The organism is Lipingzhangella halophila (genome assembly GCF_014203805.1).
GTDB lineage: Bacteria > Actinomycetota > Actinomycetes > Streptosporangiales > Streptosporangiaceae > Lipingzhangella > Lipingzhangella halophila.
Map to the genome: position 1 here is coordinate 3080071 of NZ_JACHJT010000001.1, position 24537 is coordinate 3104607.

The following is a 24537-nucleotide window of genomic DNA, read 5'->3' on the forward strand; positions in this document are numbered from 1 at the left end:
AGACCGCCCCCGGGAACCGGGATCCGTCCCAGCGGCTACTCGTAGGGGTCCGGCGGGTTCTCGACCTCGGTCATCTCCTCAACCGTGAACCGGTGGTCCCGGACTTCGGCTATGTCGCCCTCGGGCTCGTCCCAGGTGCCGCGCACGGTCCACCAACTGTCCTTCTCGGGTTCCGGCTCGTCGGTGATCAGCACTCGGTTGACCACCGCGTCAGCGGCGCAGCAGGCCATCTGCAGCCGGGCGAGGTACCACCCCTCGCCTTCGGAATTGGGTACCGCGAAACCGGTCAGCTCGATCTCGCGCCCGGACATCGAACGCTCCTCGTCGGTCCAGGCCCGCGAGACGAAGTCCTGCACCTCCATCTCGATCGGGCCGGAACTGTCGTCCAGCTCGTCGAAGTTGCTGTCGCCCTCGGTGTCACCGGCCGAGGTCGCGGTCGTCTCGGCCGCGGAGTACGCGCCCAGCGCGGGCGGGGCGATGACGAAAACCGAGATCACCGGGAGGACCAGCAGCCACGCCACCCGCGGCGCGCGGGAATGGTCATGGCCGTGCGGCTCGTCTCCGGCGGTGTCCGCGGGACCCGCGTCGCCGCCGTCCTCGCGCAGGCTCGCCCGCACGTCGGACGCGACGATCCAGCCCCCGAGCACGACCAGCATCAGGCCGGTGAGGATGAGGAACGGTTGGAACAGTGCCTTGACGTAGTTGAGGTAGAGGTCGGAAAAGACGGTGCTGCCGAGCACGGCCGCACCCAGCAGGAGGGTCACCAGTCCTTGCGCGATCCGGTTCACAGCAGCAGTCCTCCGATGACGAAGGTGAACACGAGTGCCATCCCAAGGGTCAGTGGGGCGAAGCGGCAGACGAAGCGCCAACCGAACGTCCCGGCCTGCAGCGCGATGAGCTTCAGGTCCAGCATCGGTCCCACGACCATGAAGGCGAGCATGGCCGTGGGCGAGAAGTCGGTGAGGCTGGCGGCGACAAACGCGTCGGCCTCGGAGCAGATCGACAGCAGGATCGCGAGGGCCGCCATGACCAGCGCGGAGATTACGGGCAGATCGGCAACGGTGATGATCCATTCGCGCGGTACGACGACGTTGAGGGTGCCGGCGGCCGCCGCTCCCACGACGAGGTACCCGCCCGCGTGCATCAGGTCGTGCAGCATGGAGTCGCGGAACACGACCCACTTGGGCGCGTCCGGATCGTGGTGCTGGTCGCGCATGCGCAGCCAGTTGGTCTTGCCGAAGCGCGCCCAGATCCAGCCGACCACCACGGCCGCGCCGAACGACGCCAGCAGCCGGGCCAACACCATCTCCAGCTGGTCGGCGAACGCCACCCCCGTCGCGACGAGCACGACGGGGTTGATCGCGGGGGCCGACAGCAGGAAGGTGAGCGCCGCAGAGGGGGGCACACCGCGTCGGATCAGCCCGCTAGCGAGGGGCACGGACGCGCACTCGCAGCCGGGAAGCACCCCGCCGGCCGCGCCGGCGGCCGGTACGGCGGCACCGGCCCGCGTGGGGATGATGCGCCGGTAGACCGAGGCCGGGACGAATGCTGTCAACGCGGCCGACAGCGCGACACCGAACACCAGGAACGGCATCGCCTGCAGGCAGATCGCGGTGAAGATGGTGGCCCAGGCCAGGAACGCCTCGTTGGTGAGGTCGTCGGTGTACCACGAGTGGGCGTACGCCATGAACGCGATCAACAGGGCGAACACCCACACGGTCGCCGTGCGGCGCCGCGCGCGCCGCCGCCCCCATTCAGGCGGGGGAAGCTCGTCCTCACCGTCCTCGAAATCGCTGGCAAGGGAGTCGCCAAGGGAGGGGCGCGCCGAGGAGGCGGAGCCCGCCGGCTGTCCAGACACGTAGGTATCCCTCGTCAGAGCTAGTGGGTTCCGAAGTATCCTACCTGGACCTACGAACCCTTTCAGCCCATCGATCGACGGTGGGCAACCGGACAACTACCTAACCGGTCCGCCCGGGAACGGCCGTGCCGCCGCGCGAGCTGCGCCCGCTCCGCGCACACCTACCGTCGAGCAGGAGTTTCCCACGGGCGCACCGGGGAAAGCGGGTGAGCGGGGAGGCCCCGTATGGCGACACATGGCTCACGCGACTCCCGCGACACTCCCGCCGGGGGCGAACACGGCGGGAGTCATGCGGGCCGCTGGCAGTCCTGGCTGTGGGTGGTCGTCATGGTCGCCGGGTTCACCATCGCCGGCGCCGGCCTGACACTGGGCCCTTCGTGGACGCTGGTCGCCGGCGGCACCGCGGCCTTCGTGATCGCCGGGATCGCCGCCCTGGCCACCGGGATCATGGCCGACGTCGTGCTGGACGCCCCGCGCGTGACCGCAGAGGAGACCCACGGGCCGTTGTCCCGGCGGCGGGCCACCTCCGCGGACGCTGCGGACTCCGCCCCCGAGGACGGGGACGGTCCGACCGGGTGACGCGCCGCCGGACCACGCCATTGCGCGGCCGGGCGGCGCATCCGGCAGCGAGGATCAGGACCTGGGCGTTTGCTGACGGCCGCCGCGCTGGGGCTTGCGGCCCCCGCTGCGGCGCTCGCCATCGAACCGGCGCCCGTCACGTCCCTGCTCGCCTCGTTGCTCGCGCTCGCCGGACGGCCGGCGGTCGCCACGCGGGCGGCCGGCGGGGCCGCTGCGACGCTGCCGCGGTCCGCCCCGGCCACGCTTCTGCGACTGCGGCTCCGGCGGCTCCACCCAGGGCTCCCACGACGGCTCGCGGGCGCCGGTGACCTCTGTCAGGGCCTCGTCGCCCGGGTTCACCAGGTGCTGCTTGACCTGTACGCCGGCATCGCTGAGCAGCTTGCGCGCCATGCGGCGCTGGTTGGGCGCCACGAGCGAGACCACGCGACCGGACTCGCCGGCCCGCGCTGTGCGTCCGCCGCGGTGCAGGTACTCCTTGTGCCCGGTCGGCAGGTCCACGTTGACCACGAGGTCGATGCCGTCCACGTGGATCCCGCGCGCCGCCACGTCGGTGGCGACCAGCGTGTGGATGCGTCCCTCGCGGAACTTGGCGAGGGTCCGGGTGCGCACGCTCTGGCTCTTGCCGCCGTGCAGCGCGGCACAGGGCACACCGGCGTTGACCAACTGGTCGCTGATGGTGTCGGCGCGGTGCTTGCTGCGCACGAACAGGAGGGTGCGGCCGTCGCGCGCCGCGATCTCGGTGACGACCTGGTTCTTGTCCCGCGGCAGCACCTTCAGCATGTGGTGCTCCATTGTGGTGACGTGCGAGACCGGCGGGTCGACCGAGTGCGTCTCCGGCTCGTTCATGTAGCGCCGCACCAGGGTGTCGACGTCACCATCCAGGGTGGCCGAGAAGAGCAGCTTCTGCCCGCCGGACCCGACCTGGTTGAGAAGCGCGCTCACCTGCGGCATGAAACCCATGTCGCACATCTGGTCGGCCTCGTCGATCACGGAGAGCTCAACGTCGCCCAGATCGCAGGCGCCCTGCTCGATGAGGTCGGTGAGGCGCCCCGGCGTGGCGACCAGGACCTCGACCCCGCGGCGCAGCTCGTTGATCTGCCGGGTGTAGGAACTTCCGCCGACGACGTCGCCGACGCGGGCGCCCAGGGTCCGGGCGTAGGGCATCAGGGCATCGCGGACCTGTTGGGCCAGCTCGCGGGTGGGGACCAGCACCAGCCCTTTGGGGCGCCGCGAGGCGGCGCGCGACGCACCGGCGCGCAGTAGCAGGGGGAGCCCGAAAGCGAGAGTCTTACCGGAACCGGTCCGACCGCAGCCGAGGACATCGCGGCCCGCGAGCGCGTCCGGGATCGTCGCGGTCTGGATCGGGAACGGCGTGGTCACGCCGTTCTGCTCCAGTTGCTCGACGATCTTCCCGGGAAGCCCGAGATCAGCGAACTGCGGGCATGCAGCATTGTCCGTCAAGTGACGTAAACCTTCCTCATCGTTCGGCGGCGTTTCGAGGAAGGCTCCGAGACCATTCGGGCCACGCGGAGAAATCACACAAACGCGCCGGAAAAACGCGACACGGGGGACGAATATGCTCACCCCGGCGCCGGGCGGCCCGGCGCGCCCGATGCGCGCAGCACGAGTTGACCGCCGTACGCAGCGTACTAGACAGCCGGGCGTGACGGGCACGCCGGACCGGCGAATCGCCGGTGATCCCGCACTCACCACGCTGCGTAGGCGGTCGAACCGGCTCAGTCCCTCTCGTTGCGGGCAAGCGCGGCGAGCCGCTCGACCTGTGCCTCGCGTTCCGCTTTCGCCTGCTCTTCGAGGGTGTTGTCCGGCGCCTGGCGAAGCAGCTTCTTCGTGGCGGCGGCGGCCTCAGCGGGGGTGTCCAGCAGGCCGGCGACGAGGTCGTCCACCGTCTCGTCCAGAGCGGTTCCCTCCACCACCGCCTCGGCCAACCGCAGATCGCGGGCCTCCTCGGCCGAGACTTCGCGCGCGGTCAGGCAGAGCTCCATCGCGCGGCTCGCGCCGACGATCTCCACCAGCGGCTTGGTTCCGGTGAGGTCGGGAACCAGACCGAGCGCGGGCTCCTTCATGCACAACCGGGCGTCGTCGGCCAGGATGCGCATGTCGCAGGAGAGAGCGAGCTGGAATCCGGCTCCGATCGCGTGGCCCTGGACCGCCGCGATGGACACGATGCCGGGCCTGCGTAGCCACAGGAATCCCGCTTGGTAGCCGGCGATGGTATCGGCGAGCGCAGCGTGGTCGGGCGCGCCATCGCGGAGATCGCGCATGAGTGACCTCTCGCCCTCGACGCCCTCGGGCGTGAACATCGCGAGGTCGATGCCCGCGGAGAACGATGGACCATCGCCCTTGACCACGACAATTCGGACGGATTCCGGCAACGACTGGCCAACATGGGCCAACGCCGTCCAGGTCCGTCCCGTCATGGCGTTGCGGCGCTCGGGACGGGCCAGGCTGACGGTCGCGACGGCGCCCGCGATATCCAGGCGCACCCCGGCAGCCGCCAGTTCCTCCTCGGTCGGCGTTGTTGTATCGGCCACGCTCACCTCCGGTTGTCCGCGCACGCTGGCCGAACGATCGGCCTGCTTCGCTTCGGCCGCCCAGACTAACCGCAAACGCCGTCCGCGCCGCCGCGGGCCCGTACTCCGCGCCCCGCGAGCGAGGCCGGCTCACGAGCGCCGGGTGGCTCCGCCTCGACCACGCAACGTAACTCCGGCCTCCGTGAGCAGGCGATGCACGAATCCGTAGGAGCGTCCGGTCGAGGCCGCCAGCGAGCGGATGCTCTCCCCGCTGTCGTAACGTCTCTTCAGCTCATCGGCGAGTTCCGCACGTTCGGTCCCCGTCACACGGGTTCCCTTTCTCAGGGTCTCCGCCACGGTGCCTCCTTGCTCTCGGTGATCACAACGACATCGCTGCCCATGATCAGCCATGAGGCCCCTACTGGCTACCCACCGAGAGTGACCCGGAGCTGCGCCGACCGCACATTCCCGTTTCGGACAGCACAGAAGGACGCCCGAAAGACACCGGCCGTCAACCTCAACCCCGCCCGCGCGCCATCGGCGGGGCGCGGTGTCACGCGAGAGCGATCAGATCGGCGAACTGCTCGACGTCCCAGATGTCCTCGACACCGTCGGGGAGCAGGATGACCCGCTCCGGCTGTAGCGCCTCGACCGCACCCTCGTCGTGTGTGACCAGCACGATGGCTCCCTTGTAGTTGCGCAGCGCGCCGAGGATCTCCTCGCGGCTCGCCGGGTCCAGGTTGTTGGTCGGCTCGTCGAGGAGCAGCACGTTCGCGCTGGACACTACGAGCGTGGCGAGCGCGAGCCGGGTCTTTTCGCCGCCGGAGAGCACGCCCGCCGGCTTGTCCACGTCGTCGCCGGTGAACAGAAAGGAGCCAAGAGTGCGGCGCGCCTCCACCTCGGGCAGGTCGGGCGCGGCCGCCATCATGTTCTCCAGCACAGAGCGCCCGACATCGAGGGTCTCGTGTTCCTGGGCGTAGTAGCCCAGCCGCAACCCGTGCCCCGGAACGACCTCGCCGGTATCGGGCGCCTCGATCCCGCCCAGCAGCCGCAGCAGGGTGGTCTTCCCGGCGCCGTTCAGCCCCAGGATGACCACCCTGCTGCCGCGGTCGATCGCCAGGTCGACGCCGGAGAAGATCTCCAGTGAGCCGTAGGACTTCGACAGCCCGTTGGCTGTGAGGGGGGTCCGCCCGCTGGGCGCGGGGTCGGGAAAGCGCAGCTTCGCGACCCGTTCCACCTTGCGCTGGCCCTGCACGGAGTCGAGGATCTTCTCGGCGCGGCTCTGCATCTGCTTGGCGGCCTTTGCCTTGGTGGCCTTGGCCCGGAAGCGGTCCGCCTGCTTGTGCAGAGCGGTGGCCTGCTTCTCGGCGTTGGCCTGCTCCCGCTTGCGCCGGCGTTCGTCGGCCGCGCGCTGTTCCAGGTAGGCCTGCCAGCCCATGTTGTAGATGTCGATGACGCAGCGGTCGGCGTCCAGGTAGAACACCTTGTTCACAACGTGCTCGACCAACTCGACGTCGTGGCTGATGACGACGAGTCCGCCCTGGTGCGACTTGAGGAAGTCGCGCAGCCAGATGATGGAGTCGCCGTCGAGGTGGTTGGTGGGCTCGTCGAGCAGCAGCGTGTCGGCGCCGCTGAACAGGATGCGCGCCAGTTCGATCCGGCGGCGCTGGCCGCCGGAGAGCGTGCGTAGCGGCTGGGAGAGCACGCTGTCGGCAAGGCCCAGGCTGGCGGCGATCGAGGACGCTTCGGCTTCGGCGGCGTACCCCCCGAGGGCGTGCAGCTTCTCGTCGTAACGGGCGTAGCCGCGCACTCCCTTGTCCCGGGTCTTGGGGTCGTCACTGGCCATGTCCTTCTCGGCGCGGTGCAACCGCTGCAGCACGTCGTCGATGCCGCGCGCCGACAGCACCCGGTCGCGCGCGATCACGTCGAGGTCGCCCGTACGCGGGTCCTGGGGCAGGTAGCCGACGCTGCCCGAGGTGTTGACCGTCCCGGAGTCGGGGCCCTGCTCGCCCGCCAGAACTCTGGTCAGGGTGGTCTTGCCCGCGCCGTTGCGACCGACCAGTCCGATGCGGTCGCCGGCGCCCACACGGAAGGACGTGGGCTCCAGGAGCATCCTGGGGCCCACGCGCAGTTCAACGTCAGAGGCGATCAGCATGAAGGCGTCTTTCTCGCGGAAGAGCGTGCACAGGCGCGGTCGGTCGCGACCCGGTCCGCGCGGCGGGAGCCAGACGAGCGGAGATCAACCCGGGGGAACGCGCACTCGGTCCAGCGTATCCGGTGCCGCACTGTCCGCGGCGCACCCGCCCGGAGGCCCCGGGCCTCGGGACACAGCACGAGAGCCGCTGCCGGACCCGGGTTCCGGGTCCGGATCAGTTGCCGGTGACCGAAGGCCGATCGCCGCTCTCGGCGGCCGGCACGCGTGCGGGGGGTTCCTCCTTGGCCTCCTTGGCCTTGCCGGGGACGGGCTGCTCTTCTCCCGACGGGATCAGTTGGCGGTTGCGCAGCAGCGCCGCCAGAACGGCCACGACCGGAACCGCCAGGAACATGCCGGGAACCCCGGCGACGATGAGCCCCACAGCGATGGCCAGCAGCACAATGGCCGACGGCAGCTCCAGCGCCTTGCCGTAGACCCGGGGAGCGAACAGGTTACTCTCCAACTGCTGCACGACCAGCACCACACCGACGACCACGAGCGCGACGGGCCATCCCTGGGTCACGAAGGCGACCAGCGCCGCCAGCAGCCCGGTCACGAACGCGCCGATGACGGGGAGGAAGGCGCCGATGAAGGTCAGCACGATCAGCGGGATCGCGAGGTTGGTGTCGATCAGGAAGATCAGCGCGGCGCCGATGCCCACGGCGTCGAAGAACCCGACCAGCGCGACACCGCGCACATAGCGCCCCATAACCCCGTAGGCGACCTCCCCGGCGGCCCGCATCGGACGCCGCGACTTCGCGGGGAACAGGGTCGTGATCCACTCGACGAGCCGGTCACCGGAGTGCACGAAGTAGACCGTCAGCACCAGGACCAGGATGATGCCGGTCAGGACCTCCAGCACCGCGGCGCCGGCCGCCCACGCGCCGGTCAGCAACTGGTCGCTGTCCTCGGCCAGGAACCGCTGCACCTCGTCCTGGGCGTTGTTCATGGCCTCGTCGACCAGCTGCGGGTCGAGCCCGAGCGAGCGGAACAGCGTCTGCAGGCTGCCGATGGCCTCGCCAATACTGAACACCAGGCCACCGAAACCCTGTATGGCCGGTTGCACGATCAGCGTCACGACGCCGCTCAGGAGGGCGAGCGCACTCACCATCGTGATCGCTGTGGACAGGCCGCGGGACACGCCGTGCCGCCGCATCCACGCCGTTGGCGGCATGAGGAGGGCGGTGAGGAAGATCGCAAGGACGACCGGCAGCGCGACCACACGAATGTAGCTCAGGCCCCAGAGCAGCAGCCCGACCACGACGCCGATGACCAGGATGCGCCAGCAGACATCGCTCACCTGGCGCAGCAGGTCGCCGGCTCCCGCCTCGTCTTCCTGGGCCGGTTCCGGGTCCGAGGCCGGCTCTTCGGAGCTGGGGGTGGCGCGGTTGCGCACACCGCCCCAGATTTTGCCCAACGACCACAACCAGGGTCGCCTCACCTGCACGTCGGCCCCTTATTCGTCGCCGTCCTGTCCGGACGGTATAGATTACTGGTTACTCTCAGCGGTGCCATACCCGCAACGGGCACGCTGACCGCTCCGGAGCCCCGGAACGCCGGGGCTGCTAGAAGCTCCACGGCTGCCGAGGCCGGTCGCTGTGCACGATCTCATTCCCGAACGGGGCCAGCGCCACGGGGATCATCTTCAGCGACGCCCATGCCAGGGGAAGTCCGATGATGGTCACCGCGAGACCCACCGCTGTGGTGATGTGCCCGATGGTCAGCCACCACCCGGCGACGATCAGCCAGATCACGTTGAGCACGGTGCTGCCCTCGCCCGCCCCCGACTTGCGGGCCAGTTCGCGCCCGAAGGGCCACAAGGCGTAGTTGGCCATGCGGAAGGACGCTATACCGAAGGGGAACGTGACGACGAGGACGCAGCAGATGATCCCGGCCAGGACGTATCCGAGCGCGAGCCAGAAGCCAGCCACGACCAGCCAGATCACGTTCAGGAGAAGTCGCAGTAGTTCCACGGTGGTTCGCTTCCCTTTTCATTGGGGGCGCGGCGCGGCTCCGCGCTGCGGTGCGCCGGACGGCGCGGTTACTGGCTACGACGAGGCCGTTACGTGATCGGTTCCCGCCGCGGGCCCCTGACTCACCACCTAGGGGAGTGCCACATTCCACCGGAATCGGGACCGCTCCGATGGTGTCGAAGCCGGGGGCCGTGGTTAGTCTCTCGTACTAACGGCACGGTGGGGGCGTTCGCGCCCGGCCACAGACGACCACCGGGGAGACGAGGAACTGCGACCGTGCGGCTGACCAAACTCGGACATTCCTGTGTGCGCCTGGAACACGAGGGCTCGACCCTGGTAATCGATCCCGGGGGGTTCAGCGAGCACGACGCCGCCCAGGGGGCCGACGCGATCGCCGTTACGCACGAGCACCCCGACCATCTCGACCTGGAGCGGCTTCGCGTGGCCGCGAAGTCCCGCCGGGGCGTGCGGATCCACGCGCACCCGGCGGTCGCGAGCCAGCTCGGCGAGCTTCGCGAGCAGGGAGCCGAGGTAGTCGAGGTCACGCAGGGCGACGCGGTACGCATGGCCGGGTTCGACGTGGATGTCTACGGCGAGCGGCACGCAGTGATCCACCCGGACCTTCCGGTCATCAACAACGTCGGGTTCCGGGTCTCGGCCGCCGGCGCCACGCTCTTCCATCCCGGTGACGCGTTCACCATCCCGGAGGACCCGGTCGGCACGCTGCTCCTGCCGATCCAGGCGCCGTGGTCAAAGGTGTCCGAAGTGATCGACTTCGCGCGCGCCGTCCGTCCCGAGAGCGCGATCGCCGTGCACGACGGCCTGCTCAACGAGAACGGCGCGACTGTCTACGCCAAGAACTTCGAGGTCACCCTGCCCACAGTCGACTACTCCCGACTGCTCTCGGGCGAGGGACGCGACGTCTGACCCAGGCGGGAGGCGGACCGTTCGCGATCGGAGGGGGCGACGCGTTTGGTATAGACCGGAATGTGACCCGGGTATCAGGACGTTGCCCCTAGGCAACGCCGAAAAAGCGCCATATCATTGTTTGAGCTTGTTCGTAGCGGCCAGAAGCGCGCGAAAACCAACGAAATCGGACACGCAACCAGGGATCGGTTGGTCGGTATCAGGTTTCGATAACGGTTGAGCGAGTATTTTCCCGACCCCCGTGCGTGAGCGGGATCGGGGATGGCATGATTACGTACCGGCTCGCAGGGAGAGCGTCACCGCCTCCGCGACCGATCGCGTGAGCGCCCGCCGACTTCGGCGGATCTGCGCCGCAGTGGTCTAAGCCACACCGGGGAACACCGAAGCACCGCATGGCGTTCCGTCGTGCGGGGCGACTCACGCTGCTTAAACCAGTTATGTCTGACCTTGCTTACCAGTAGCTTACTAGCGATTTAGTAGAGGTGGTTCAACCATGTCTCAGGTACGTCGGCAGGCCGCGCTGCGCCCCCGCCCGAGCTGGGGGTGGCAGGATGCCGCCGCGTGCCGGGGCGAAGACCTTGTGCTTTTCTTCGGCCCGGATGGCGAGCGCCAGCCGGAGCGGGAGATTCGCGAACGCAAGGCCAAGGAGATCTGTGCCCAGTGCCCGGTCCGTACCGAGTGCCTCGATTACGCGATTTCGCGTCCCGAGAAGTACGGAACGTGGGGTGGCCTGAATGAGGACGAGCGCGCCTCCGAGCGCAGGCGCCGCATGCGCCGCGCGAACGCGGCCTAGGTCGCCCGCACGCCCCGGCGAGCTCGCGGCGTTTGGCCACGGTCGCCGCCCGTGGCTTACACACCGTCACCCATCCCCGTACCGGCCTCCAGACCACAGTCTCCATCAGGCCCCGGCCTCTTCCAAACCCGTGGCGCCCCGACGTTACCCCGTCGAGGGCGCCACGGGTTTTATGGTGAGCTTACAGGTGACGTTCGAACCATCCGGCCGCGAACTCGCCCGCCTCGCGCCAGTCCTCGGACTGTCCCAGCAACTGCTCCGCGCCCGGAACCACCCGCAGCTCGTACGGCGCGCCCAGCTTGCTCAGGGCCCATTCGGTGAGCTCGCGGACGAACGAGTCGTCGCCCTCGACCAGGGCCAGGGTCGGCGCACGCACCTTGGGAAGACTCTCCTCGGCCAAGTCGATCCGCTCCCCGTGCACGACGACCGCGGCCACATCTCGGGGATGGCCGGCAGCGGTCAGCAACGCCGCCGGCGCCGCGGCTCCCGAGCCCACCAGCCCCACCGGCTCACTAGCGAGATCGGTGGCCCGGCGCAGCCACCGCACCGCCGCGTTGAGCCGCTCGCCCAGTTGGCCGGTTTCGACACCGCTGCCGCCGTCGCGGCCTTCCCGGCGCCACTCGTCGTGCGTGAGCAGGTCGAGCGTGAGTGTCGCGTAGCCCGAGCGGCGCAACTCCTGCGCGACGACGTTGTGCCGCGGGTGGTGCCGCCCGTGGCTGACGGCGAACACCACCGCCCCCCGAACATCCGACGGGCTGGCCAGATCACCGTCGAGGTAGACGTCTGACGCGCGGATCCGCACCGCGCGCTCGGAGTCGGCGCTGGCCAGCGAGGTGCGCAGCTCGCCCAGGACAGCCGATACGTCGCCGTCGGTGAGCTGGCCGAAGTCGCGGTACCACTCCCCCACGGCATGGAAATTCTCCGGTGCGGTCAACACGATGATGGTGTCGACCTCGGGGCGCAGCATCTCGACCGCCTGCTGCGAGGCGACCGGGATGGCCAGCACCAGCCGCGCCGGCCGCTGCCGGCGCACCATGCGCAGCGCGGCCTTCGCGGTCCCGCCGGTGGCGACGCCGTCATCGACGACGATGACGTCGCGCCCGGTCAGGCGGGGCGCGGCCCGGGTGCCCCGGTACACCTCAACGCGGCGGGCGAGCTCGGCGCGCTCCGCCTCGATGGTCTCCGCCAGCGCTTCGCGGGATATCCCCATGCGGGCCAGGGCGCGGTCATCGAAGCACACGTGGCCGTCCTCGGCGACCGCCCCGATCCCGGTCTCCTTGTGCCCTGGCAGCCCGATCTTGCGGACCATGAGGACGTCCAGGGGAACGCGCAGGCGCCGGGCGAGCTCGGCGCCGACCGGAACCCCGCCGCGCGGCAGGGCGAGGATCAGGGGCTCGGTCACCGCATACGCGCGGACCCGCTCGGCGAGGCGGCGGCCCGCCTCGGAGCGGTCGGTGAACGGCAGCGATACGGGTAGCGGATTCATACTCGTCCGATGTCCCAGCCCCAGACGTGCAGCGGTTCCCCGCTCCTCTCCGCGAAGCTCAGCGGAGAGTGCCTACGGCCATACCCGCTCCACCGTCCACCCCAACCCCGCCACCTGACGGAATCCAGCCGAAGCACGACCGGGGACCGGGCACGTTCGGGCGCTGCCGGGGTTCTGGAGGGTCCGCAGGTGGGGCGCCCGCGACCGGCGAAGCCGACCGGGGCGCCACACCGGAGGTGCCCGAAGGTTCCCGGCTTCCGGGCGCCCGACCCGGCGAGCGGCAGCGAGCCCAGAAAACACCTCGGGCGCTCACCGGGACGCCTTGGCGAAGTCGTGCTCCAGTATCGCCATGAGAAGGGAGTCGTGCCGGCGCCCGTCCCAGAAGAGCGAATCACGCATCCGGCCCTCGACGCTGAAGCCGCACGCTCGGTACACCGCTATCGCACGCATGTTGAACGCGTGGACATGCAACCAGACGCGGTGCAGGCCGAGCTCACCGAACGCGTACTCCAGAATGAGCCGGGTGGCCTCCCTGCCCAGCCCCTGACCGGTGAACTCGATGGCCGACAATGCGATGCGGTAACCGGCGCTCTCGTTGTCGGGGTCGAAGTCCTGCAGCGAGAGCTCGCCCACGAAGCGCCCGCCCGGCTGCTCGGTGATCGCGAGATCCACCCGGTCGGGGCTCTCGGCACGCGTCGCGCACCACTCCTGGACCTGGAGATAGCTGGGCATGTGATGCGTACCCGTGAGTCGCCGCACCTCCTCATCCAGGGTCGACGCGTAGAACGCGTCTGTGTGTTCCTCGGTTAGCGGGACCAGCCGGACGCGACCCCCCGAGAGGGTAGGTTTCGCACGCAGCGCGTTCAGGTCGATCATCGATCGGACCTCCGGTCATAAAGGCCGGACGAACGGGGTTCCGGCAGCGGCGAGTCATCGTATCCAACGAGATTCAGGCGAAAGATCCTATGTAAGAAGTGTTGGGCGTGCGGCGCAACCGTTCCTAACGGCTGGGCGTGGGTCGCGCAGGCTCAGCCGCGTGCCCCGAACGGTGTTGGGCACACTGGTCCTCCGCTTTCGCTCCGCATCCGGGTTGCGCGCATCGTGTGCGTGATCCGGGAACGCGGGGGGCGGGTTCTCCCACGCCCCGGGGACTCCGGTCGGTCCTGGGCGGTCCGATGCTCGGCCGGGCCACTGGGTCGTAGGAGAACCGGCGCGGCTCACCCACCGGGTTGCCGTGTTCGTCCAGGCGCCAGGCAGCAAGGTGGTCGGCCTTGGTGTCCACACCGATCAGGCCGTCTTTGCAGGCCTGGCTCAGGGACGTGGTCCTAACCAGCGATACGCCGTGTGCGGACTGGTGCGGACTGATCCCCTGCGCTCGCGCCCACTCAGTCAGATTCACCCCAGAGCCGTAACACCACTGGAGCAACCTCACGCACACTTATACACACTCACCCGAAAAGCAATTCAACCCACCCATTGCGGGCGCGTAGCCTCCGGAGTGGCATTCGTGGACCAGTTCAGGAGGTTGGGTGACAGTCGGTCGGCAAATCCCGGAGGTCCCCGATGCGTCGGCGCGGCGCGGCCGGCTCGCTGTGGTCGGCCTCTTTCTGGTCAACGGATTCTGTTACACCAACGTCGTCCCGTGGCTGCCGACGATCAAGAGCGACCTGGAGCTCTCCAACACGGCGCTGGGAACGGCGGTCGCGGCCATGCCGCTGGGGGCACTGGTCACCGGGTTGCTCGCCGGCCCCCTCATTGCGCGGTTGGGGAGCGGTCGCGCGGCCGTGGCCTCGGGGTTCCTGCTCGCGTTGACGTTGCCGCTGGTCGCGCTGGCACCAGGGTGGTGGTCCTTCGCGTCGGCCCTCTTCCTCCTGGGATGCGCCGACGCGTGGATGGACGCCGCCATGAACGCCCACGGCCTGCGGGTACAGCACCGCTACGGGCGGACGATCATCAACACCTTCCACGCCGTCTGGAGCATCGCGGCGGTGGGCGGCGGGCTGCTCGGCGCGAGCATGGCGGGACTCGGCGTGCCCCTGCTCGCGCATCTCTCCGGTGTCGCGCTGCTGTGTGTTGTGCTGACCCTGGGCGTTGCCCGGGGGCTTCTCCCGGGACCCGAGCACGCCGAACGCGGCGACGGCGCGCCGCGCCCGGGAGGCGGGCGACTGGTCCGCCCACCGGTGCGCGCCGTGTTCCTGCTGCTCGGGCTGAGCGTGCTGCTGATGATGGCCGGGGGGATCGAGGACTCCGCGGCGTCGTGGGGTGCCGTGTACACGCGGCACGAACTGGGTGCCAGCGCCTTCGTCGCGGGCCTGCCGTTCGTCGCCTGCCAGGCGATGATGACCGTCGGCCGGCTCACCGGCGACCGGCTCACCGACCGGTTCGGCGCCGTGACTGTCGCCCGTTCGGGCGCGCTGCTCACCGCGGCGGGGCTCGGAGCGGCCCTGCTGGTGCCGGGCACGGGAACGGCGATCGCCGGGTTCGGCCTGCTCGGTCTGGGCGTGGCGACACTGTTCCCGCTGACACTCGCGGCGGCCGGAAACGTTCCCGGGGTGCGGAGTGGCGACGGGGTGGCCGTCGCCGGCTGGCTCGGGCGGTTGGGGTTCCTGGGTTTCCCGCCGCTGGTCGGGATGATCGCTGACGGAACGTCGCTTGGTGTCGGGTTGTGGGTGGTTCCCGCCGGAGGAGTGCTCGCCGCGGCGCTCGCGGTGACGCTGCGGCGCCGCGAATGACCCGTCCCGGGCCGCCAGTGGCGGCCCGGGACGGGTTTCCCGCATCGGTGTGTCCGGCGCGCTACAGCTCCTGGGGAACTGCGGGGCGCCGAGTCGCGTAGATGGTCACCGCACCGATGCCTGCGGCGAGGACGCCTCCGAGCACGAAGCCCGAAAGCTCGATCCCAGTGACCGGGAGCTCGCCCCCGGACTCGTTGTCACCCGCGGGTGCCGCGGCCTGCTGGTCGCCGTTGGGGGCCGACTGCTCGTCGCCCTCACCGGCGTCACCACCGTCACCACCGTCACCACCGTCGTCCGGCGGCGGAGCCGGGTCCCCCGGGTCGTCCGGCGGATCCGGGTCATCCGGCGGGTCTGTCGGATCCGGGTCATCCGGCGGATCTGTCGGGTCCGGCGGGTCCGGCGGGTCCGGTGGATCCGGCGGGTCCGGCGGGTCCGGTGGATCCGGCGGGTCTGTCGGATCCGGTGGGTCCGGCGGGTCCGGCGGGTCCGGGTCATCCGGCGGCGTGGGCGGGTCCGGCGGGGTGGGGTCATCAATCGGCGGGCCGGACGCTTCCGGCGGCCCCGGATCGGTAAGATCCGGGCCTCCGACCCCTTCCTCGTCGGCAAACGCCGGCCCCACCGAGAACCCGGTGGCCAGCAGGGCCGCGGCGGTCACGGAGACCGCGCGCGATGTATGCGACATACAGCTCCTTTCTTTTTCGGGGGATTCATTGCGGGGAGAGGGCATAGAGATGGTCATCGGCGACCACAACGGCTCGGCCGTCGAGCAGGCCCCAGGGACGCGCGGTGTTCTCCTCCAGGTCGACGGGTTCACCATCGGGGCCCGCGGCGACCGGGTCACCACCGATCTCGCCGTAGACGGTGTCTCCGGTGGCACTGAGCGGTTCGAAGCCATCCACGGTCTCGGTCGACCCGTCGTCCAGGTTGACCAGAACCGGGCCGTACGCGGCCATGGTGTCTCCTTCGACCCACCGGGCCTCGTCGATCTCGTCGGGAGCTGTGGCATGCGAAGCCACAATCGCGCCGTCGGTGGAGTCGTGCACGCCGAGGACCACGTCGTCGCCGCTCTCGGCGGTCCAACGCACGACGACGTGGTCGGTGCTGGCGGTTATCACCTGGTCGACAGAGTCGCCTCCGGGCGGGGTATCGGGGTCGACCTCGGTGACGGACTCGTCGGGCGCCACCCAGGTCCACGGGACCGCGTTCAGCTCGGCCATGAGCACGCGCTCGCCGTCGGCGACCAGCGGCCCCGCCGGCGCTTCGACCGGCACCTCCCGCAGCTCACCATCGACCGGGACGAACGCGCTCTCGTCGTTGGACACGAGCGCCGAGCTACCGGCGAACGAGACCGCCGTCTCGGAGGGAACCTCGTACTCGACGGGGTCGCCGCCGCCTTCGGGCCACTGAAACAGCACATCCTCGGCGACGAGAGCGACAGCGTAGCCGTCACCGTCGCGCACGAACTGCGGGGGAGCCTCGGCATCCGCGATATCGAAGGGCAGCTCCGCAGACCACTCGGCGGTCCCATCGGGCCCCGCGACAACGAGCTGTCCCTCCCGGTCGATATAACCGACTCGGTCGCCCTCCGGGGAGACTCCCAGCCCGGAGTCCGGGTCGGTCGGGGTCCGCCAATCGGCCTCGGGGCCGTAGCCCGGGGGGTTGGGCCGGGCGTCGAACGTGACGGACGACCCGTTTCCATTACTCGGTTCGACCACGGTGTCCGGCAGCAACCACAGGACCACACCGCCCACGGCGGCGAGGAGTCCGACAGCGAGTGTGCCGATACCGGCGACCCGGAGGGCGGTCCGGACCCGCGAAGGCGGCCTGCCGGCCTTGGGCCCCTTCGGAAGCTTATGCTCCGGGGCTTCGCCGCCCTCGGCGTGCACGATGCCATCGGGGGTGACTACGAGCTGCCATTCTCCGTTGGAGTCGCGGGCGTTGACCCGCACCGGCCGGCCCAGGCTGAGCGCGTGCCGGGTGACGGCATCCAGGGCGTCGCGCCGGGTCTCCTTGGGCGCGTTGCCGGTCACGACCTGGGTGTTGCCCTGGAAAGTGACTTCGGCGCGCGACTCGTCGGGGGAGATGACAATGGTGACGAAGTGCTGGGCCGGTTCCAGCTCGTCGGCACTAGTCACAGCGACTCCCGAGGGCCAAGGGCCCCAGGGGCTCCCGCCCGTGGCGCGCGGGCGCGCACCGGCCTGGCAGTGGCGGGGTCAGCGACCAGGACAGGAACAGGTAGCAGGGCAAAGGCACGAGACAGCGACACTGCACTCATCGAGAACCTGTCCGACAGCTCTGGTTCGGCCGTCCTGGCGACGACCGGCACACGACGCGGCATAGGAAGCCTGAACTGGGTGGGGTGAGGGGCGGTCAGCGAGCGGCGAGAGGGACCGCTCAGGGGGCGTCTGCGATGATACTGACCCAAGGTCACGACAACACAGCTTTCGGACCGACGGATCCGTTGCGCCCCAGGGGCCCCGTGACCGGTCCGGATCCCCATCACTTCGCCGGCCACCTGCGACAACAGGGGTGTTGGTGATCGCGATCAGGGCCTGTCGCTCAGCGGGACGGACGGTGTCGCGCGTGTCCGCCCCGCCCCGGACATTGGCCACATCCGGTCGGTCACGAAAGCGGCCGCATACTGTACGGCGTGCACGCGGAGGCGCGCCCTTCATGTGCAGCTCTCCAGCATCCGCGCGAGCCCGTCGTGGTCGCGGGGGGTCAGGGGCAGGTCGTAGTGGTGGGTGGCGTCGATGTAGCTGACGGAGTACGAGCACTGGTACCCCTCGTACGGTTGCCAGTCGCCCGGACCGGAGTCGCCCTTGTCCATGTTGGCCGCGCCGTGGGTCGCCAGCAGGTTCCGGGGGTCGTTGGCGAACCGGACCCGCCGCTCGCGGTCCCATTCGGCGGCGCCCATGCGCCACGCGAGCGCCAGCGGTACCACGTGGTCGATCTGCACCGCCTGGGGGTCGCTGGCGGTGAAGCGGACGCGGTCGCCGGTATAGGGATCCTCGAGTACCCCGCTGCGCACCGTGCAGTCGTGCGCCGTCTCGACCGCGTCCAGATCGCGGGCCAGGATCTCGTGTCGGGTGGGGCATCCGTTGCCGGTGGTGTCGGCCCAGTCCGCACCGAACGCGTCGCGGTCGTAGTCGCCGTGCTGGGAGCCGGGATCGGTGATGTCGATGGCTGCGAGGCGTGTGCGCGCTTCGCCGACGTCGGCCCTGGTGGCCGGGCCCTCGTCGCCGGCGAACGGTTCCTCGCCGAGGCCGGTGAGGTCGCGGGCGGCGTCGCGGAGGAGGTTGCCGCCGTTGATAGCGGAGACAACGGCGATGGTCGCGAGAACCGCGAGCGCTGACGACAACAGCCCGGCAACACGGCGGCGGTCGGATCCGGGCGGGCCCGGAGGGATGGAACGTGTCATGGATACGGGAGTCCAGTGGGGGGTGGCGGGGAGCAAGGGTGGCGAACCGATGGGCCGGGTGGCCGGTGAATCGGTGCTGGGCCGGACCCGGGTTTCGCGTTACTCGCGTTCCTCGTTCTCGGGTGCCGAGTTCTTCCTCCGGTCGGCTCCGCCCGAAGTTACCGCGTGGGGGCCGGCGGCACTCTCGCCGTCCACATCCTCCGGGGCGCCGCCGTCGGGCCGGCGCGACGCCGGTTCAGCCGCTGCCGCATCAGGCGCCTCACCGGGCGGCGCTGGCCCCGGCGAGGCACACGTTTCGCTCGCCTGCCGGGGCACCGGCCTGGCAGTGTCGCGGGTTCGGTCCGCGGTGTCCCGGCCGCTGCTGCCCTCGCCAGCGCCCGCCGCGGGCGCCTCCTGCTCGGGCGCCTCCTGCTCGGGCACCTCCGGTTCGGACGCCTCTTCCCCGCCGGACGGCTGCTCTTCCCCGCTGACGTCGCGCAGCGCCTGTTCGCGCCGTTGGACCAGGCGTGAGGTGTGGGCGTGGCTGCGAGCGGCCAACTCGGCCCGCGCGGCGGCGGTCCGTTCGGTCGGCCACATGGAGTCGATCTCGGCGTTCAGCGCCGATCCGATGAGCACGGCCAGCCCGACCACCCAGAACCACACCAGGATCGCGATGGGTGCGGCCAGGGAGCCGTAGATCGTGACCTGCCCGAGCGACGCGCTGAGGTAGAGCCGCAGCAGCACCGATCCCACCATCAGGATCACCGTGGCCAGCAGGGCTCCCGGCAGGTGCCGCCAGGGGGGCGTGTGCACCGGCACGCTGAGCGTGTAAAGCAGGGCGACGGCCACGGCAGAGAGCCCGCCCACGGTCGGCCAGTAGGCCAGGTGCAGGTAGCCGATGGTGCTCGGGAGAAACTTGTGGACCAGCTCCGGCCCGGCGACGAGGATGGGGAGCACAAGGAGCGCGAACAGCAGGCCGCCGACGTAGGCGATGAACGCGAGCACGCGCTGCCAGATCCATCCGCGTAGCCCGTCGAGGCGGTAGCCGATGGTTATGGCGTCGATGAACACGTTCATGGCCCGCGATCCGGACCACAGGGACACCAGGAACGTGATGGACAGGACGCTGCCCTGCGCCCCGCGCAGGAAGTCGTCGATGAGGGGCACGACCACGCTGTCGACGGTTTCGGCGGTCAGCGTGAGGGCGGCGGTGTCGATGATCCAGGCGCGGGTCTCCTCGACCGTGACCACACCGACGAGCGGTGCCAGGTGGCCGAGCGCACCAAGGAGGCCCAGGAGCAGAGCCGGCAGGGACAACAGGGAGAAGAACGCCGCCTCGGCGGCCAGACCGACCACCCGGATCTGCACGGTCTCGTAGGCCGTGCGTCCCACGAGCAGCACAAGAGCGCCGATCCTCCGATGCCGCTCCAGCCATACCCGAACCGCGCGCCGGGGCTTTTCGCTCACGCGCTTCACACGCCCAACGTACGCTGCTGATATGCCGGTGACCGGATCCTCCCCACCTGCGCACGCCGCATTCATACCGTTTTGATGGCCGATTGTGACCCTCGGCGCCGCGGCCAACATAACCTGCGCACGCGGTTTGGCGGAGTGACACGGTTCACCGCCCGGGGCGGCCGGTGTTCTCTGGACAGGGAGGGTCATGACGTGGCATGGTCGTGACATGATCGCTGCTCTGGATCCGATGCTCTGCGTGCGCCGGCACGTGGACCTTCTGCGGGTCCGTAGCGCCATCTGTCGTAACGTCGGTTGATCTTGCCGCCCGTAGGTCCTGTCCGCCCATCCTCAGGGGCGTGAGCGGCCCCGACGTTTCCTCCTCAGCAGCATTGGCCCATTGCCTCCAAGCACGATGACGTCCGGAGGCAGGGCGGTGTCGTGCTGGCCGCGCCGCGTCGGTGTCGTCCCGCGCCCCAGCGAACCGCTCGGAGACACCCGCGATGCCTCCTACCTCCGCCACCGGCGCCAAGTCGTCCCGCCCCCGCAGGGGCGAGGGCCAGTGGGCGCTCGGCTACCGCGAACCGCTCAACAAGAACGAAGAGAACAAGAAGAACGACGACGGGCTGAACGTCCGGCAGCGCATCATCGACATCTACTCCAAGGCGGGATTCGACTCGATCGACCCCGCCGACCTCCGGGGGCGTTTCCGCTGGTACGGGCTCTACACCCAGCGGGCCCCGGGCATCGACGGCGGGAAGACGGCCGTTCTGGAGCCCGAGGAGCTCGACGACCGCTACTTCATGCTGCGCGTCCGGATCGACGGCGGGCAGTTGAGCGCGGCGCAGCTTCGCACGATCGGCGAGATCTCCACGACCTACGCCCGCGACACCGCCGACATCACCGACCGCCAGAACGTGCAGCTGCACTGGATCCGCATCGAGGACGTGCCCGCGATCTGGGAGAAGCTGGAGGCCGTCGGGCTGTCCAGCACCGAGGCCTGCGGTGACACCCCGCGGGTGATCCTGGGCTGCCCGCTGGCCGGGGTCGCCGAAGACGAGATCATCGACGCTACACCGCAGATCCAGCAGGTACAGGACGACCACATCGGCAGCCAGCTCTTCTCCAACCTGCCGCGCAAGTACAAGACCTCCATCTCCGGTTGCTCCGCCTACTGCACGAACCACGAGATCAACGACGTGGCGTTCGTCGGTGTGCGGGGGCACGACGGCACTGCCGGCTACGACCTGCACGTCGGGGGCGGTCTGTCGACCAATCCCATGTTCGCCCAGCGGTTGGGCGCGTTCGTGCGTCCCGACCAGCTCAGCGAGGTCTGGGCGGGGGTCACGTCGGTCTTCCGCGACTACGGCTACCGCCGGCTCCGGCACCGCGCCCGCATCAAGTTCCTGATCAAGGACTGGGGACCGGAGAAGTTCCGCGAGGTGCTGGAGAAGGAGTACCTCGGCTACGCGCTGCCCGACGGCCCGGCGCCGGAGCTGACCCCGGGACAGCGCAGGGACCACATCGGCGTGCACCGCCAGCGCGACGGCCGCAACTACGTCGGCTTCGCCGCGCGGGTGGGCCGGACCCCGGGGACGCAGCTCTCCCGGCTCGCCGACATCGCCGAGGCGCACGGCTCCGACCGGATTCGCACGACGGCCGACCAGAAGCTCGTCATCCTCGACATCACCGACGAGCGGGTCGGCTCGATCACCGCTGCGCTTGAGGCCGAGGACCTGCAGGTGCGTCCGAGCACGTTCCGCCGGCAGACCATGGCGTGCACCGGGATCGAGTTCTGCAAGCTGGGCATCGTCGAGACGAAGGACCGCGGGGCGGCACTGATCGACGATCTGGAACAGCGGCTGCCCGACTTCCCCGAGCCCGTCACCATCAACCTGAACGGCTGCCCGAACTCCTGCGCCCGGATCCAGGTCGCCGACATCGGGTTGAAGGGCCAGTTGGTCACGGACGAGAACGGCGAGCAGGTCGAGGGCTACCAGGTGCACCTGGGTGGCGCCATGGGACTGAACGCCGCGTTCGGCCGCAAGGTACGCGGGCTCAAGACCACCTCCAAGGATCTTCCCGACTACATCGAGCGCGTCCTCCGCCGCTACCTGGAGCAGAAGGACGACGGCGAGGCGTTCGCCACCTGGGCGGCGCGCGCCGACGACAACGATCTCAAGTGAGGAACGGTGTCCCGAAGATGAGTGAGAGGGCCGCCCCGCACTACTGCCCCTACTGCGGCGACGAGGACCTGGTGCCGCACGAGGGCGACGGGGAGCAGGGCGCGGGCTACGCCTGGGCGTGCATGGCCTGCGCGCGGGTGTTCCGGGTCAAGTTCGTCGGGCTTCGCACGGCCGCCATCGCGGACGGGCGCACCGAGGAGAGGACGGATGGGAACGCATGAACGTCACGCTCGACACACTCGACGGTGATGCCATCGCGAAGCGAGCGGCCGCCGAACTGGAGGACGCGAGCCCGCAGGAGATCATCCAGTGGGCCGCTGAAACGTTCGGCGATCGGCTCTGCATGACCTCCTCGATGGCCGACGCGCTCATGGTCGACCTGGTCTCGAAGGTGCGACCGGGCATCGACGTGATCTTCCTGGACACCGGGTACCACTTCGCCGAGACGATCGGCACCCGCGACGCGGTCGCCCAGATCTACGACATCAACCTGATCAATGTCCTGCCGCAGCGCAGCGTGGCCGAGCAGGACCGCGACCTCGGGCCGCGGCTGCACGGCCGCAACCCGGAGATCTGCTGCCATCTGCGCAAGGTCGAGCCGCTGCAGCGCGCCCTGGAGCCCTACGACGCCTGGATCACCGGGGTCCGGCGCGACGAGGCGCTGACCCGGCGCGGCGTCGGCGTGGTGCAGTGGGACCGCCGCAAGCGGATGGTCAAGGTCAACCCGATCGCGCGGTGGAGCCGCGAGGACGTCGACACCTACATGGAGGAGAACGGCGTCCTGGTGAACCCGCTGCAGTACGACGGCTACCCCTCCATCGGCTGCGCCCCGTGCACCCAGGCCGTGGACCCCGGCGACGACCCGCGCAGCGGGCGCTGGGCCGGCTCCGCCAAGACCGAGTGCGGGATCCACCTGTGAGTGCGGGCGGAGAGGGACCCGACGGTGGTGCTCCGCTGATCGCGGTCGCGCACGGCAGCCAGGACGAGCGCTCGTCGCGGGCGGTCGAGCGGCTCTTCGAGCGGGTGCGGCGGCTGCGTCCGGAGCTGGACGTGCGGGTGGCCTACCTGGACCACGTGGAGCCCGGTGCCGAGGAGGCCATCACCGGCCTCGCCGCCGAAGGCGCCGGCGAGGTCGTGGTGCTGCCGACGCTGCTGACCGCGGCGTACCACAGCAAGGTGGACCTTCCGGAGGTGCTGGGGCAGGTGCGCGAGTCCTGCCCGTGGCTGCGGGTGCGGTACGGCGGCACCCTGGGCCCGCACCCGCTGCTGCTCGACGCGGTGGAGCGCCGGCTCGCCGAGGCCGGCCTGGCGTCCGACCCCGGTACCGCGCTGGTGCTGGCCTGCGCCGGTTCCAGTGACGCCGGGGCCAATGCCACGATCGGCGAGCTGGCGAGCCAGCTCGCCGTCCGGGGGCCCTGGGCCGAGGTGGTGCCGGCGTTCGCGTCCGCTGCCTCCCCCACTCCCGGTGAGGCGGTGGCCCGGCTGCGCGGGTCCGGTGCCGAGCGGGTCGCCGTGGCGAGCTATCTCCTGGCGCCGGGTTTCTTCGCCGACCGGGTGTCCGACCAGGCGTTCGCCGAGGGCGCGGTCGCGGTCTCCCCCGCTCTGGCCGACGCACCCGAGATCGCCCGGCTGGTGCTCGCCCGCTACGACGAGGCCCTGTCCGCGGATCCGTCAGTGGTGCCGTCCGGCGGCGGGGCGCACCGCGGGTGAGTGAGCGTCGGTCCCGACGGTGAGAGTGCCGCCGCGGTCCGCCCCGGTACGGGACCGGGGCGAACAGCCCGCTACGCGGGCCGGCGCCCGATGGCGGTGAGATCGATGTCGACCGTGTACGGCGCGCTGACTCGCAGCCGGTCGTGGTGGATACCGGTGGGCACATATGCGGCGGATGCCGGGGCCAGCTCGTAGCCGTAGACCACCGCCCGACCGTCGGTGTTCTCCACGCGCCAGTAGTGCGTGATCCCCGCCGTCGCGTACTTGCGGGGCTTGGTGTCCCGGTCACGGTCCTCGGACTCGGGGGAGCCGGCCTCCGCAACCAGGCGCACGTCCGCTGGAAGGTAGTAGGTGCTGGGTTCGGGCCGCTCGTAGGCGGCCGCGTCGACCACGACCACGTCCGGCTCGGGGACCTGCCGCTTGGCGATACGCACCGCCATCTCCCGGTCGGCGCGCAGGTGCGCGGGGGCCTGCCGGTCGAGTTCCCGCAGGATCAGGTTGATCACCCGGCTGTGCCACTTCTCCTGCGGGCTCACGAAGACGAGGCTCCCGTCGATCAATTCGGTGTGCGGCGGAAGCCCGGACATGCCGAGGAAGTCCTCGGCGGTGAATCCCCCGGGGCGGGGGGATCACCCAGTCCGGCAGGACTCCGGCAGTACTCATGGCGCCAGGATTGCCGGGGTGCGGAGGTTGTGTCCGGCTCCGCGGATGCC

Annotated in this window: 23 protein-coding genes; 8 read left to right on the forward strand and 15 right to left on the reverse strand. The window is 70.1% G+C overall.

All coding sequences use genetic code 11. The annotated features are described in order from the left end of the window. Nucleotides 1-35: 35 nt before the first annotated feature. The gene (locus F4561_RS14285) at nt 36-788 is read right to left on the reverse strand and encodes a TIGR03943 family putative permease subunit (protein WP_184579329.1); all 753 of its coding nucleotides are present in this window, start codon (nt 786-788) and stop codon (nt 36-38) included. Then, nucleotides 785-1858 carry a permease gene (locus F4561_RS14290; protein ID WP_184579331.1) on the reverse strand — a complete coding sequence of 358 codons (1074 nt, stop codon included), beginning with the start codon at nt 1856-1858 and terminating at the stop codon, nt 785-787. The genes F4561_RS14285 and F4561_RS14290 overlap by 4 nt, the downstream gene beginning before the upstream one ends. 225 nt (nt 1859-2083) lie before the next feature. On the opposite strand from F4561_RS14290, the gene F4561_RS14295 reads away from it, so the two are divergent. Beyond that, nucleotides 2084-2437 (forward strand): hypothetical protein, encoded by a 354-nt coding sequence (locus F4561_RS14295; protein WP_184579333.1) that lies wholly within the window; start codon nt 2084-2086, stop codon nt 2435-2437. 54 nt (nt 2438-2491) lie between these two features. Here the strand turns inward: F4561_RS14295 and F4561_RS14300 are convergent, their stop codons facing one another. From F4561_RS14300 to F4561_RS14325, 6 genes are all read right to left on the reverse strand, one after another. Then, the gene (locus tag F4561_RS14300; protein ID WP_184579335.1) at nt 2492-3898 is read right to left on the reverse strand and encodes a DEAD/DEAH box helicase; all 1407 of its coding nucleotides are present in this window, start codon (nt 3896-3898) and stop codon (nt 2492-2494) included. A 275-nt stretch (nt 3899-4173) separates the two neighbouring features. Then, nucleotides 4174-4989 carry an enoyl-CoA hydratase/isomerase family protein gene (locus F4561_RS14305; protein WP_184579337.1) on the reverse strand — a complete coding sequence of 272 codons (816 nt, stop codon included), beginning with the start codon at nt 4987-4989 and terminating at the stop codon, nt 4174-4176. Between the two features lie 129 nt (nt 4990-5118). Beyond that, nucleotides 5119-5325 carry a helix-turn-helix domain-containing protein gene (locus F4561_RS14310; protein WP_184579339.1) on the reverse strand — a complete coding sequence of 69 codons (207 nt, stop codon included), beginning with the start codon at nt 5323-5325 and terminating at the stop codon, nt 5119-5121. Between the two features lie 196 nt (nt 5326-5521). Further along, nucleotides 5522-7123: an ABC-F family ATP-binding cassette domain-containing protein gene (locus F4561_RS14315; protein WP_184579341.1), complete on the reverse strand. Its 1602-nt coding sequence runs from the start codon at nt 7121-7123 to the stop codon at nt 5522-5524. Nucleotides 7124-7337: 214 nt separating this feature from the next. Further along, complete coding sequence (locus F4561_RS14320; protein ID WP_184579343.1) at nt 7338-8609, reverse strand: AI-2E family transporter; 1272 nt, start codon at nt 8607-8609, stop codon at nt 7338-7340. A gap of 118 nt (nt 8610-8727) precedes the next feature. Then, nucleotides 8728-9135, reverse strand: a complete 408-nt coding sequence (locus F4561_RS14325; RefSeq protein WP_184579345.1) for a YccF domain-containing protein — start codon at nt 9133-9135, stop codon at nt 8728-8730. Between the two features lie 276 nt (nt 9136-9411). On the opposite strand from F4561_RS14325, the gene F4561_RS14330 reads away from it, so the two are divergent. Together F4561_RS14330 and F4561_RS14335 are read left to right on the forward strand one after the other, a co-directional pair. Next, nucleotides 9412-10062: an MBL fold metallo-hydrolase gene (locus F4561_RS14330; RefSeq protein ID WP_184579347.1), complete on the forward strand. Its 651-nt coding sequence runs from the start codon at nt 9412-9414 to the stop codon at nt 10060-10062. A gap of 493 nt (nt 10063-10555) precedes the next feature. Then, nucleotides 10556-10855, forward strand: a complete 300-nt coding sequence (locus F4561_RS14335; RefSeq protein ID WP_258862676.1) for a WhiB family transcriptional regulator — start codon at nt 10556-10558, stop codon at nt 10853-10855. A 181-nt stretch (nt 10856-11036) separates the two neighbouring features. Here the strand turns inward: F4561_RS14335 and F4561_RS14340 are convergent, their stop codons facing one another. Further along, the gene (locus tag F4561_RS14340) at nt 11037-12341 is read right to left on the reverse strand and encodes a phosphoribosyltransferase family protein (protein ID WP_184579349.1); all 1305 of its coding nucleotides are present in this window, start codon (nt 12339-12341) and stop codon (nt 11037-11039) included. Between the two features lie 309 nt (nt 12342-12650). Then, the gene (locus F4561_RS14345; protein WP_184579351.1) at nt 12651-13217 is read right to left on the reverse strand and encodes a GNAT family N-acetyltransferase; all 567 of its coding nucleotides are present in this window, start codon (nt 13215-13217) and stop codon (nt 12651-12653) included. 653 nt (nt 13218-13870) lie between these two features. Between F4561_RS14345 and F4561_RS14350 the strand changes: the two genes are divergently transcribed. Beyond that, on the forward strand, nt 13871-15073 hold the full coding sequence (locus tag F4561_RS14350; protein ID WP_312885266.1) for an MFS transporter: 1203 nt from the start codon (nt 13871-13873) through the stop codon (nt 15071-15073). A 61-nt stretch (nt 15074-15134) separates the two neighbouring features. On the opposite strand, the gene F4561_RS33315 is transcribed toward F4561_RS14350, so the two are convergent. From F4561_RS33315 to F4561_RS14370, 4 genes are all read right to left on the reverse strand, one after another. After that, nucleotides 15135-15755, reverse strand: a complete 621-nt coding sequence (locus tag F4561_RS33315; protein ID WP_184579352.1) for a hypothetical protein — start codon at nt 15753-15755, stop codon at nt 15135-15137. A gap of 25 nt (nt 15756-15780) precedes the next feature. Further along, nucleotides 15781-17208 (reverse strand): hypothetical protein, encoded by a 1428-nt coding sequence (locus tag F4561_RS14360; protein WP_184579353.1) that lies wholly within the window; start codon nt 17206-17208, stop codon nt 15781-15783. Between the two features lie 536 nt (nt 17209-17744). Beyond that, nucleotides 17745-18494: an HNH endonuclease family protein gene (locus F4561_RS14365; RefSeq protein WP_184579355.1), complete on the reverse strand. Its 750-nt coding sequence runs from the start codon at nt 18492-18494 to the stop codon at nt 17745-17747. Nucleotides 18495-18593: 99 nt separating this feature from the next. After that, nucleotides 18594-19949 carry a YihY/virulence factor BrkB family protein gene (locus tag F4561_RS14370; protein ID WP_312885267.1) on the reverse strand — a complete coding sequence of 452 codons (1356 nt, stop codon included), beginning with the start codon at nt 19947-19949 and terminating at the stop codon, nt 18594-18596. Between the two features lie 482 nt (nt 19950-20431). On the opposite strand from F4561_RS14370, the gene F4561_RS14375 reads away from it, so the two are divergent. Genes F4561_RS14375 through F4561_RS14390 form a run of 4 tightly spaced genes read left to right on the forward strand, consistent with a single transcriptional unit; the run spans nt 20432 to nt 23824 of the window. Then, entirely contained in the window at nt 20432-22114 is a 1683-nt protein-coding gene (locus F4561_RS14375; RefSeq protein ID WP_184579359.1) for a nitrite/sulfite reductase, read from the forward strand. 17 nt (nt 22115-22131) lie between these two features. Further along, on the forward strand, nt 22132-22335 hold the full coding sequence (locus F4561_RS14380; protein WP_184579361.1) for a hypothetical protein: 204 nt from the start codon (nt 22132-22134) through the stop codon (nt 22333-22335). Further along, nucleotides 22332-23033: a phosphoadenylyl-sulfate reductase gene (locus F4561_RS14385; RefSeq protein ID WP_184579363.1), complete on the forward strand. Its 702-nt coding sequence runs from the start codon at nt 22332-22334 to the stop codon at nt 23031-23033. Before F4561_RS14380 ends, F4561_RS14385 begins: the two co-directional genes overlap by 4 nt. Next, a complete protein-coding gene (locus F4561_RS14390; protein WP_312885268.1) occupies nt 23030-23824 on the forward strand; it encodes a sirohydrochlorin chelatase in 795 nt (264 codons plus the stop codon). Before F4561_RS14385 ends, F4561_RS14390 begins: the two co-directional genes overlap by 4 nt. 71 nt (nt 23825-23895) lie before the next feature. Here the strand turns inward: F4561_RS14390 and F4561_RS14395 are convergent, their stop codons facing one another. Beyond that, nucleotides 23896-24411, reverse strand: coding sequence for a Uma2 family endonuclease (locus F4561_RS14395; RefSeq protein ID WP_184579367.1), 516 nt, complete (start codon nt 24409-24411; stop codon nt 23896-23898). Nucleotides 24412-24537 lie beyond the last annotated feature (126 nt).